This is a genomic window from Bradyrhizobium erythrophlei, assembly GCF_900129425.1.
GTDB lineage: Bacteria > Pseudomonadota > Alphaproteobacteria > Rhizobiales > Xanthobacteraceae > Bradyrhizobium > Bradyrhizobium erythrophlei_C.
The window spans coordinates 7,557,147-7,568,485 of record NZ_LT670817.1; the positions used below are offsets into that span (position 1 = coordinate 7,557,147).

The 11,339-nt window shown below is 63.7% G+C and carries 9 protein-coding genes and 1 pseudogene; 2 read left to right on the top strand and 8 right to left on the bottom strand.

Translation table 11 applies throughout. From position 1 onward, the window contains the following. Window positions 1–275: 275 nt before the first annotated feature. Both B5527_RS35970 and B5527_RS35975 read right to left on the bottom strand, forming a co-directional pair. Window positions 276–1,586, bottom strand: a complete 1,311-nt coding sequence (locus tag B5527_RS35970; RefSeq protein WP_079605724.1) for an HlyD family type I secretion periplasmic adaptor subunit — start codon at window positions 1,584–1,586, stop codon at window positions 276–278. Beyond that, window positions 1,583–3,328: a type I secretion system permease/ATPase gene (locus B5527_RS35975; RefSeq protein ID WP_079605725.1), complete on the bottom strand. Its 1,746-nt coding sequence runs from the start codon at window positions 3,326–3,328 to the stop codon at window positions 1,583–1,585. Before B5527_RS35975 ends, B5527_RS35970 begins: the two co-directional genes overlap by 4 nt. A gap of 354 nt (window positions 3,329–3,682) precedes the next feature. Here B5527_RS35975 and B5527_RS35980 point away from each other — a divergent pair, with 354 nt between their 5' ends. Further along, entirely contained in the window at window positions 3,683–4,099 is a 417-nt protein-coding gene (locus B5527_RS35980) for a DUF1236 domain-containing protein (RefSeq protein ID WP_079605726.1), read from the top strand. A gap of 109 nt (window positions 4,100–4,208) precedes the next feature. On the opposite strand, the gene B5527_RS35985 is transcribed toward B5527_RS35980, so the two are convergent. Then, window positions 4,209–4,478, bottom strand: coding sequence for a GlsB/YeaQ/YmgE family stress response membrane protein (locus tag B5527_RS35985; protein WP_079607771.1), 270 nt, complete (start codon window positions 4,476–4,478; stop codon window positions 4,209–4,211). 223 nt (window positions 4,479–4,701) lie between these two features. Here B5527_RS35985 and B5527_RS35990 point away from each other — a divergent pair, with 223 nt between their 5' ends. After that, window positions 4,702–4,905 (top strand): hypothetical protein, encoded by a 204-nt coding sequence (locus B5527_RS35990; protein WP_154072698.1) that lies wholly within the window; start codon window positions 4,702–4,704, stop codon window positions 4,903–4,905. A gap of 285 nt (window positions 4,906–5,190) precedes the next feature. On the opposite strand, the gene B5527_RS35995 is transcribed toward B5527_RS35990, so the two are convergent. The 5 genes and pseudogenes from B5527_RS35995 to B5527_RS36010 all read right to left on the bottom strand — a co-directional run bounded on the left by B5527_RS35995 (window position 5,191) and on the right by B5527_RS36010 (window position 11,255). Further along, window positions 5,191–6,603 (bottom strand): Asp-tRNA(Asn)/Glu-tRNA(Gln) amidotransferase GatCAB subunit A, encoded by a 1,413-nt coding sequence (locus B5527_RS35995; RefSeq protein ID WP_079605728.1) that lies wholly within the window; start codon window positions 6,601–6,603, stop codon window positions 5,191–5,193. Between the two features lie 3 nt (window positions 6,604–6,606). Beyond that, window positions 6,607–6,810 (bottom strand): hypothetical protein, encoded by a 204-nt coding sequence (locus tag B5527_RS36000; RefSeq protein WP_079605729.1) that lies wholly within the window; start codon window positions 6,808–6,810, stop codon window positions 6,607–6,609. Further along, a pseudogene (locus tag B5527_RS46840) lies at window positions 6,807–6,948 on the bottom strand (dipeptide/oligopeptide/nickel ABC transporter ATP-binding protein); the annotation flags it as partial. The pseudogene B5527_RS46840 and the gene B5527_RS36000, both read right to left, overlap by 4 nt. A gap of 161 nt (window positions 6,949–7,109) precedes the next feature. Continuing rightward, complete coding sequence (locus B5527_RS36005) at window positions 7,110–8,999, bottom strand: tetratricopeptide repeat protein (protein WP_172842765.1); 1,890 nt, start codon at window positions 8,997–8,999, stop codon at window positions 7,110–7,112. A 27-nt stretch (window positions 9,000–9,026) separates the two neighbouring features. After that, window positions 9,027–11,255, bottom strand: a complete 2,229-nt coding sequence (locus B5527_RS36010) for a CHASE2 domain-containing protein (RefSeq protein ID WP_079605730.1) — start codon at window positions 11,253–11,255, stop codon at window positions 9,027–9,029. Between the last annotated feature and the right edge of the window lie 84 nt (window positions 11,256–11,339).

An 11,339-nucleotide genomic window follows, 5' to 3' on the forward strand; every position in this document is an offset into this window, starting at 1 on the left:
GAGGTGACGCGCATACGCGCGTGCACCATCCATATCGGATTCAATTTTTTCAACAGCCAAGGCGAAAATGATTGCAAGACCGTCATTGCGGGCCACGCAATGACGGCGAATGCAAATACACCTTCGCGATCTCGCGGCGCGATTTCGCCCGAGTTGTGCATGAATTTTCCGTCGTTAAGAAAAGAGGGCGTGGGCTACGCTTGTTGTTCGAGGGCTTTGCCGCACCACAAACAATTGTGATGGTGGCTCCCGGCTCAAGGCCGGGACGACGGGCGTCACTTTTCGCGGAAGGCGCGCATCAGCTGGTCGTGCAGCGGCTTGATCAGGTAGGACAGCATGGTGCGGTCGCCGGTTTGCACGAAGGCTTCCACGGGCATGCCGGGGATCAGCTTGGCCTCGCCGAGACGGGCGACCTCTTCCGGCGGCATCGAGACGCGGATGGTGTAATAGGATTGCCCGGTACGCTGGTCGGTGGTGACGTCGGGCGAGACGCGGGTGACGACGCCGTTCAATTCCGGCGTGGTGCGCTGGTTGAATGCCGACAGCCGCAGCAGGGTTTTCTGGCCGATCTGCAGCTTGTCGATATCCTGCGGATTGACCTTGGCCTCGACCTGCAGGTCGTCGGCCTGCGGCACGATCAGCATGATGGCGTCGCCGGCGGTGATCACGCCGCCCACGGTATGAACCGTCGACTGCTCGACCATGCCGTCCTGCGGAGCGCGAATGTCGGTCCGGCGCAACTGGTCTTCAGCGGTGACCTTGCGTTCGACGTATTCGCCGATCTTGTCGTTGGTCTCGCGCAAATCCTTGGAGACGTCGCTGACCATATCCTTGTCGACCTGGATGATCTGAAGCTCGGTTTCGGTGATCTTGCCCTTGGCCTGGGCTTTCGAGGCGACATATTGCGCCCGCTCTCCGGCGAGGCGCGCCCCGTCGCGCTCCAGCGTGGTCAGGCGTGTCATCTGCACCAGATGCTGGTCGTAGAGGGTGCGAACCCCGACCAGTTCCTTGTTCACCAGGTCGATCTCCAGGTCCTTGGCCTTCTCCTGCGCCACCAGGCCGGCGATCTCCTCGTTCAGCTGCGTGATTCGCTCGCGCAACTGCGCCTTTTGCCCAACCCTGCCATTGGTGCGAACCTCGAACAGCTTGGTCTCGTTCGCGATGATGTTCTTGACGTCGGGATCGTCGGCTTGATCCAGCAGCATCGGCGGGAATACCACCTTGTCGAGGCCCTGCTGTTCGGCCTCGAGCCGCGCGGCCCGCGCCCACAAGCCGTTGAGGTTTTTGGTGACGATGGCGAGGTTCGCCTTGGTCACGGTGTCGTCCAGCCGCACCACCACGTCGCCGGCCTTGACGATGTCGCCGTCGTGCGCGAGCAATTCGCCGACGACGCCGCCGGTCGGATGCTGGACTTTCTTGACGTTGGATTCGACGACGATCGCTCCCGGCGCGATCAGCGCACCCGAGATCTCGGCGGTCGAGGCCCAGCCGCCAAGGCCGCATGCCAGAACGATGACCACCGACAATCCGACGATCAAATGCAGCCGTATCGATTGCCGCGCGCCGCGCAGCTCGCTGCCGCTCATGGTTTGGTCACTCCTCCTTCGGAGACGATCTTGATCGGCGTGGGCGGCGCGACCCGCTGCAGCACCTGGCCGAGAACGGCTTCCTTGGGGCCGAACGCCTGCACACGGCCGTCCTTCAGCACCAGAAGCTGGTCGACCGCCTCGATCCCGATCGGCCGGTGCGCAACGACCACCACGATGGCGCCGCGTTCGCGCGCCGCGCGAACCGCCCGGGACAGCGCCTCGTCTCCCTCGGTGTCGAGATTGGAGTTCGGCTCGTCCAGCACGATCAGGAACGGGTTGCCGAACAGCGCCCTCGCCAACGCCACCCGTTGCGCCTGACCGGCCGAGAGCGCGGTGCCCTGCTCGCCGATCTGAGTGTCGTAGCCGTCGCGCATCTTGATGATCATCTCGTGGACGCCGGCTTCCTTGGCGGCCGCGATAATGGAGTCGGCGCCGGCTTCGAGATCGAACCGGCAAATATTCTGCGCCACCGTGCCGGCGAACAGCTCGACATCCTGCGGCAGGTAGCCGACGTGACGGCCGAGCACGTCGGACGACCACTGATCGAGCGCCGCGCCGTCGAGCCGCACCTTGCCGCGGGCGGGCTGCCAGACGCCGACCAGCGCGCGCACCAGCGAAGACTTGCCCGACCCGCTCGGTCCGATGATGCCCAGCCCGTTTCCGGCCACAAGCGCGAAGGTCACGTCCTGCACGATAATTCTCTGATCGCCCGGCGGCACGATGCTGACGCCCTCGACCGAAAGCCGGCTCGTTGGGTTCTGTAGTATCGTCTGCGTGGCCCGCGCCGGCATCGATTCGAGCAGCCGGTTGAGGCGGTGCCAGCTCTGGCGCGCGGCGACGAAGCCTTTCCAGTGCGCGATGGCGAGATCGACCGGCGCCAGCGCCCGCGCGCTCAGGATCGAGCCCGCGATGATAATGCCGGCGGTCGCCTCCTGATGGATCACCAGGTAAGCGCCGACCGCGAGCACCGCCGATTGCAGGGTCATGCGCATGACCTTGGCGACCGCGCCGAGACCGCCGGAGACGTCGCTGGCGCGCTGGTTGCCGGCGAGATAGTTCTGGTTGGCCTCGCCCCAGCGCTTGGTGAGGCGCCCGGACATTCCCATCGCGACCAGCACTTCGGCATTGCGCCGGCTGGTGGCGGCCAGATCGTTGCGGCGCGCCGCCAGACCCATCGCCTCACGCGCCGGCCGGCGCGACATGAACTCGGTCGCGATGGTGAGGGAGATCAGAATGACCGCGCCGATCAGCGCCGTCAGGCCGATCATGACATGGAACGCGAAACAGATCGCCAGATAAAACGGCAACCACGGCAGATCGAAGAACGCGCCCGGCCCCATGCTGCCAAGGAACGATCGCACATTGTCGAGGTCGCGCAACGGTTGCAGGCCCTCGTTGCGTCCGCCGACCATCAGCGGCAGCCGCACGATGGTGTCGAACACGCGGGCATTGAGGGCTTCATCGAGGGAGGTTCCGATGCGCCCCAGGATTCGCGAGCGGATCAGGTCGAGACCGCCCTGGGCGATGTACAACCCGCCGGCGAGAATAGCCAAACCGACGAGGGTCGGCACGCTGCGGCTCGGCAGCACACGGTCATACACCTCCAGCATGAACAGCGAGCCGGTCAGGTAAAGCAGGTTAATCATGCAACTCATGACGCCGACGCCAATGAATGCACTACGGCAGGCGCGCAGCGCATCACCGAGTTCGGAACGCCGGACACCGGGGACGGCTGTCATTAATCCTGATCTCTTCACAAGGGGTATGCACACCTCCCTTAATTCACCGGGCGTTGTGCCATTCGCAACCTACCGATTTTTGCAGCGAACGTCTATCGAAGTCGCGGTTAACCTAAATGCCATCCGCGGCCTGTCCGCCTGGCATGCAAGGCGGACAAATGAACGAAGCCCGGCGACAACCGTTGACCCCGTCTTGGACGTGGAAGGCAGGCGTGGCGCGGTCTGCCAGCGGGAATAGTCATTGCGAAGGGCATTGCCGGTTCCGGGTTCGCGCACCCCGCCCCGCTGCCGAAGGAACCTAATCGGGTCCCAACACTTGTCCTGCCACCCAAGCCATTATTCACAGGAGATATCATGATCCGCCGTCTTATCGGAATTGCCGCCCTTGTCGCCACAGTCGCCCTCCCTGTCATGGCGCAGGCCCAAGGGGTTCCCGGCGGGGTTGAGCGAGGCTCAAGAGATGGCGAAAGGGCTGCCGGCCCTGTCGGCGCCGTCGTCGGAGGTGTCATTGGCGGCGTGGTCGGTGGCGTCAACGGGGTTCTGGGCGTCGATGAACGTCCCCGCTTTCGCAGCTACGTCGTCGAACAGCATCGCCCCTCCTATCAATACCGCGAGGACGTCCGGATCGGCGCGGTTCTGCCCGAAGAAGGCGTCACCTATTACGATGTGCCGCCGGAATATGGCGTGCGGGATTATCGCTATACGGTCGTGAACAACCGTACGGTTCTGGTCGATCCGCGGACCCACCGCATTGTCGAGGTCGTCGAGTAACACGACGACGTATTGATCGCGTTCAGGGGGCCGTCCGTAGGGACGGCCCCTTTGCTTTGGTGGGTTTTTGGCATCCGGGATTTCGTAGCCCGAGCGCTCTGTCGCAGCGTCAGAAGCGGCCGCCGGTTCGAAGCAGCCGCACGATCAGCAGCAGCACGACAGCGCCGATCGCCGAATAGATGATCTCCGATACGAGGCCGGTGCCGAGATGGATGCCGAGCTTGGGAAACAGATAACTGGCGACCAGCGCGCCGGCGATACCGACGAGAATATCGCCGATGATCCCAAAGCCGGTGCCGCGCACGATCTTTCCGGCCAGCCAGCCTGCAACCAGGCCGACGAACAGAATAACGAGAATGCCTTCATTAGACATCTGCATCAGAAACAACCCCCTGTTGGTGCGCGTCTCGGCGCCGCGTCCGAACCTATCGATAATTGCCCGAGGTGACGACTACAATCTGCGGGGCGTTTGGTTCAATCGGCGTCCGCTTGACGAAATACGGGCCGTCTTTGGCGCCAACGAAACTTTCGACCGCGTTTAGCGTTATGTTTCAATGACGCAACCCGATACATGGTATGTGGCCTTCGGGCCCGACAAAGCGGTGAAAATCGACGACAGCGCCACCACCGGCGCTATTCGCTCGACCCGTACCTTCAAATCGGAAGTCGACGCCAAATTGTTCGCCATGCAGATTCTGGCGAAAGGCTGGACGGCCAGCGCGGGCACGCTCAATCCTCATCAGCCCAAGCAAGTCGTCGGGTCTTCCCAGATCGAGCACTGGGCCGCCCCCGGCCTCGGCGGCTGAGGCGCCGCGCCGCCGCCAGCGCGTTCCTTCCTTCCAGTTCAGCGGCTTCATCCTTGGAACGTGCGCACATGCGCGCCACTTACCCTCCCCTGGAGGGGGAGGGTCGGATCGCATCGAGCGCAGCGAGATGCGAGACGGGGTGGGGTGACAGTCTCTCAACTCGGGCACCGTTTGCGGGGAGAGACTGTCACCCCACCCCGCTTGCTTCGACGATGCGGAGCATCGTCGAAGCAAGCGACCCTCCCCCTCCAGGGGAGGGTAAGCCGCGGATCTCGACGAGATGGGTCATGCCGGCTTCGGCACCCGATCATGGAAATCGGTGGCGCGCTGGAACGCGGCACCGATCCGCAGCAGCATGGCTTCGTCGAACGAACGGCCGACCAGCTGCATGCCGACGGGAAGACCGCCGCGCGTAAACCCTGTGGGAATCGAAAGCGACGGCAGCCCGAGATAATTGACCGGGCGGGTAAACCGCGTCAGCCGCTGGATCACGGCTTCCGCGTCGGGACTGTTGCCGACGTCGCTTTCGGCGATGGTCGGAGCCGCGACCGGCGCCACCGGCGCGATCACGGCATCGACGCCGGCAACGGCGGCGAGGTGCGCCGCCAGCGCCGGGCCGCGCCAGCGCATCGCTTCGAGATAGGACACGCCGGGTATGGCGAGCCCGTTTTGCAACCGCATCAGAACCTGCGGGCCGTAATCCTGCGGGCGTTCGATCAGCCATCGCTTGTGGAAGGCCGCCGCCTCGACGGCCAGAACCAGCTGACACGCCGCGGTGAGCTGGCGCTGGTCCGGCAGTTCGACCTGAACGGTATTGGCGCCCTCACGCTTGAGAACGGCGATCGTCTCGTCGAGAATCGCTGCGACTTCGGGATCGAGGTCGTCGACATAGAAGGCGGTGGGTACGCCGATGGTGAGGCCCTTGATCGACTCGCGCGCCGCCGCCGCATAGTCGGGCAACGGCCCGGCCACCGCCGTCGGATCGTCGGGGTCCGCACCCGCCATCAAGCCGAGCAGCAAGGCGCAATCCTCCACGCTGCGCGCCAGCGGGCCGACGGTATCGAGCGACTGCGACAACGGCATCGCGCCGGCGCGACTGATCCGTCCCACCGTCGTCTTCAATCCGGTGACGCCGCAGAAATGCGCGGGCATCCGGATCGAGCCGCCGGTGTCCGAACCCAAGGCCGCAAAGGTCAGCCGCGCCGCCACCGCCGCGCCCGATCCCGACGACGAGCCGCCGGTGATGTGATCGAGGCCCCACGGATTATGCACCGGCCCGTAATGGGAATTGTGGCCGGTCGGTCCATAGGCGAATTCCACCATCTGCAGCGAGCCAAGCCGAACCGTGCCGGCATCCTTCAGGCGCTGCAGCGCGGTCGAGGTCGTGGTCGCGACGAAATCGCGCCGGATTTTCGAACCGCAGGTGACCACCTTGCCGGCGTCATAATACATATCCTTGTGCGCCATCGGCACGCCGTGCAACGCGCCGCTCAAATTGCCTTTTGCGAACAGCGCGTCGGCCGCATCGGCTGCCGCCAGCGCCGCGTCCGCTTCGATCGCCATGAAGGCATTGAGACGAGGCTGCCATTGCGCGATCCGCTCGAGACAGGATTGCGTCGCCTCGCGCGACGAGAAACGCTTCTGCGCGATGGCGTTCGCAACTGCCGTCAGCGACATCAGGGCCGGTTCGGTGCTCATGTTCTAGGCCTTCTTGCTGCGCGCGGCGGCTTGCACGACGAGGAACGTCGCAGGTTCCAGATCGAACGGCAGCGTGCCGGCGACCGCGGCAAAACCCTCGAACGCCGGGCCGATGGAATTGGCGATGCGCGTGGCGACTTCGGCGCTGACGGGCACGCCGGCGACATCGGCCATGGCGTGAATCGCTTTGGGGCTCGGTCTTGTCATGCGGTGTCTATCTCCTTTGCGGGCGCGCGGCTGTGGCCTGAGCCCGGTATGGCCATGTAGCAGGCGGCCTGGTGACCCATTGTATCGGGCGCGGCGAGTTTTTGGGGCGGCATTTGCGCAGAGCGGCTCCGCGAACGGACGGTGTCCGACCGCGACGCCGTGGTCGGGTTGATGAACGGTTTGGCCAAGCTTGCCAAGGGTCAGGTCGATCCTTCGAGCCCTCCTGGTTCGGCAAGCCGATTTTCGACCTCACCTACGATCCTGTGGATGGCCGGGACAAGCTTGGTCATGACGAGGACTCAGGAGTTTGCCTCATCCGCGTTCGAAATCGCGATATGGTCCGGCGCCAGGCCGGCTTGATGCCGCGCGTGCATGGCGGTGTAAGCGGCTTCGATATGCGCCGTGAAGCGCTGGGTATCGAATAAGGGCGTGGTGAGACGATGGGCCTCCAGCTTCGCTCTGATGGCCGCCAATTCGTCCGGGTGCGTGGCAAGCCTGATCGCCAATCCCTCGTAGTCCTCCACCGTGGTCGTTATCAACTCCGGAAGACCGACGGCGTTGAGCAGGCTCGCCGCTACCCTGCCGACAAATGTCTCTCCGAGACAGGTCAGCACCGGCAAGCCCGCCCACAGCGCATCGGCGGCGGTGGTGTGGGCGTTATAGGGCAGCGTGTCCAGAAACAAATCGGCGGCGCGATGCCGCGCCAAATGGTCCGACGGCGGCATGCGGCCGGCAAAGATCAGCCGTTCGGCGTTGACGCCGCGTGCCAAAGCTTCTTTCTTCAAATTATCCGCGGCTTTCGCATTGTCCTGAAACAGCCAAAGCACGCTGTCCTCGACTTGCCCGAGGATCCGCATCCAGCCATCGAAAACGCGCGGCGTGATTTTGTGGTTGTTGTTGAAGCAACAGAACACAAAGCCGTCCAGGGGTAGTCCCAGCTCGGTGCGCGTGAAGGTTCGGTCGGCAATCGAACGCTTGCGATCGTTGACCAGATAGCTGTCGGGCAGAAGGACCAGCTTTTCCGAGTAGAACCCGCGCTGATTGTCCGGGACGACCACCCGATCGGCAATGAGGTAATCGATATAGCGGGCGCCGATGGTGCCGGGATAGCCGAGATAATGCGCCTGGACGGGCGCCGGCCGGCGGGCAAAAATACCGGTTCGCGAATCCGTGGTAAAACCCATCAGGTCGACCGCGATGTCGATTTCCAGCGCTTTGATGAGATCGGCGATCTGCTCGTCGCTATAGCTCCTGGCGTCGACAAAGCGCTCGAACGATGCCTTCACGCGCCGGCCTATTTCCGAGTTGTCGTCGACGCCGAACGAGATCGCCGTTACTTCAAAACGTGATTTGTCATGGCACTCGAACATTCCGGCCATCAGGAATGAAAGTGCGTGCTGGCGAAAGTCGGCGGAGAGATAGGCGACCCGAATCCGGTCGTGATGGTATCGCTCGCCCTGCCAGACCGGCTTTTCATGAGCCGGATAATTGTTCGCGGCCCACAATCTGGCGCATTGCAGCTGGTCTTCGGAAGACGAGGGAATAGCGAGGAAGATGAACGGCTGTGTATTGGCGTGTCCGTTCCTGATCGAGGCAATTAGATGCGCGCATTCGGCCTCCCAACGGCTCCAGTCGCACAGATGCATCCTGGCATACAGGCGGTGACCTTCGGCGCCCGGTAAATTCGGCTTCAGCGCGAGCACCTTGTCATAAGCGGCAAAGGCTTCGTCGTAGCGCCGGAGCTTCGAAAAAATATTGCCGCAGTTTCGATGGGCCTCCGCATGGTCCGGCCGCAGTGCGACGGCCTGCTGGTAGCCAACAAGCGCGTCCTCCAAACGCCACAGTTTCACCAGCGCGTTGCCGCGGTTGACATGCGCTTCGGCGAAGCCGGGGTCGAGCGCTGTCGCCTGGTCGAAACTCGCCAGCGCTTCGCCGGGACGCCCGAGATCCAGCAGTGCCTTGCCGAGGTTGTTGTGGGCGGCGGCGACCTTTTCGTTGAGGCCGATCGCTTTCCTGATCAGTTCGATGCCGCGCTCGGCGCGCCGTGTCTGCAGCGCAATGACGCCGAGCATGTGCAGGGAATCGAAGTGCCGCGGCTGCTGCTCGAGGACTTCGCGATAGATGCGCTCGGCGGCCGTCAACTCTCCCTGCCGATGCAGCGCCAGGCCTTGCCTGAACCGGGATTGCAACCCCACCGCCTCGTGCTCGCCGCGCACCTACTTGGTCAGCAGCGCATAGGCGCCGTTCCAGTCGTCCGGCGGCGGATTTTTCCGGTAACCGAGAATCCGCGCCTCATACAGATTATAGAGGAGCTCCAGGGTGCCGCCGTCATCGCTCCGGCGCCCGCGCTCGATCGCTTCGAGCGCACCGTCCCAGTCGCGGCTGCGATAACACGCCAGCATCTCGATGGTCAGGTTGCGCAAGCGCTGGAACCGGCCGGACTGCGCGGTGTCCTCGCGCCCGGCGATGGCATAGATCACCTCGGGCTCCTTCTTGCCCTTGACCATGATGAAATCGAGCTCGAGGATCGCAAACTTGTCCTTGACCGCGAGCGCGGTCTTGGAGCCGACGATGATCGGGAATCCATACTCCTTGGATTGCCCCTCCAGGCGCGACGCCAGGTTGACGCTGTCGCCCAGCACCGAATAGTCGAAACGCAGGTCGGAACCCATATTGCCGACCACGCAAGTGCCGGTATTCAGGCCGACGCCGACATTGAGCGGAATGTAGGGATGGCCGCCCTCCTGCGCCTCCTGCTTGCGTATCTTGTTGAGCACGTCGATCCGGTCGAGCATGTCGACCGCGGCTTCGCAGGCGTTGAGCTGATGCTCGCCGTCGTCGAGCGGCGCGTTCCAGAACGCCATGATGGCGTCGCCCATGTATTTGTCGATGGTGCCCTTTCGCGCCAGGATCGCATTGGTCAACGGCGTCAGGAACCGGTTCATCAGCGCGGTCAGGCCCTGCGGATCGTGCTTGTAGGACTCCGAAATGGTGGTGAAGCCCCGGACGTCGGAGAACATGATGGTCATCTCGCGCTCCTCGCCGCCGAGCACGAGCTTTTCCGGCGACTGCGCCAGCTGCGCGACCAGCGCCGGCGACAGATATTGGCCGAACGCCGAGCGAATCTGCCGCCGCTGTGCCTGCTCCCTGACGAAGCTGGTAAAGATCAGCGTGAGATAGATCGTTGTGGTCGACAGTAGCGGATAGGTAAAATCGATCAGCAGCCGGTCGTGGGTGTAGAAATACCAGGACGTTCCGACCAGAAGCGTGGCGAACAGCGCGCCGACGGCCACCAGGGTGACGGGCCCGAACATCGGCGCGAACGCGATCACCAGAATTCCGAGCAGCAGAGCCGCACCGAATTCGAGAGCGGGGCCGTGGGGCGGCTGCGACAGCAGCGATTTGGTCAGCGCCGCCTCGAGCACCTGGGCGTGGATCTCGACCCCGGGCATCGCCCGCGAAACCGGCGTGGTCTTGATGTCGTTGAGCCCCGCCGCCGACGTTCCGATCAGCACCAGCTTGCCCTTGATCTTTTCGGGCGGCGCGTCTCCCTCGAGCACGTCGACCGCCGGGACATAGATCGACGGATCGTTACGCGCAAAATGGACCCAGAGCTGGCCGTTGCGGTCGGTCGGAATCTGGAACCCCTTGACGCCGATGCTCTGGATACCGGCCTGATCGGTCTTGATGAAGATCGTGTCGGTGCCGGTGGCCACCCGCAACATTTCGAAGCTCAGGGACGGCATGATGGTGCCCTGGGCCTGCATGATCATCGGCACCCGCCGGATAATACCGTCGCGTTCGGGATTGATCGAGAACAGGCCGCGGCCGCCGGCCGCCGATTCCAGCACCGGCGTGTTGCGCAGCAGGCCCGGAAATTCGAACATGAAGCGCTGGGGATCTTCGCCCAACATCGCCAGGCCCGTCACCGGAAGCGTCTTGTCCAGCTCCTTGATAATCTCGGGAAGCCCGGATTCGCCGAGCACCACGCGTGAGCGCCGCATCGCATCCGCGAAGACCTGATCGTTGCTCGGCAGCGCGTGCAGCTTGGCGCGGGTTTCCTCGTCGAGATCGCGAAAGGTGTCGGCCGCGACGTCGGGATTGAGCCGGTCGGGCTCGGAGAAGACCACGTCGAAGGCGATGACCACGGCGCCGAGCCTGGTCAGATCGGTGATGAGGTCCGCGATCCGCGTCCGCGGCCACGGCCACTGGCCGAATCTCGCCAGGCTCTTTTCGTCGATATCGACAATGCTGACCGGCCTTACGGTCTTCACGCGGGGATCGATGCGCTGGAAGGTGTCGAAAGTCCGCACCCGAAGCTCTTCGATCGGCGCGAAATCGGCAATGCGCAGCGCCGCGAGCCCGATCAGGAGCGCCAGGCACACCAGCCTCGCATACCCGAACCGTCGGGCGAACCAACGCCGCAATATCCTCAGCCGTTTCATGTGGTCTGGATATCAGGTTCGGGCGGGTTGATCACGTTTCTTGTTTCCGCAAGGTGCGCCTGCCGGGTTTCGCCCGGCAGATAC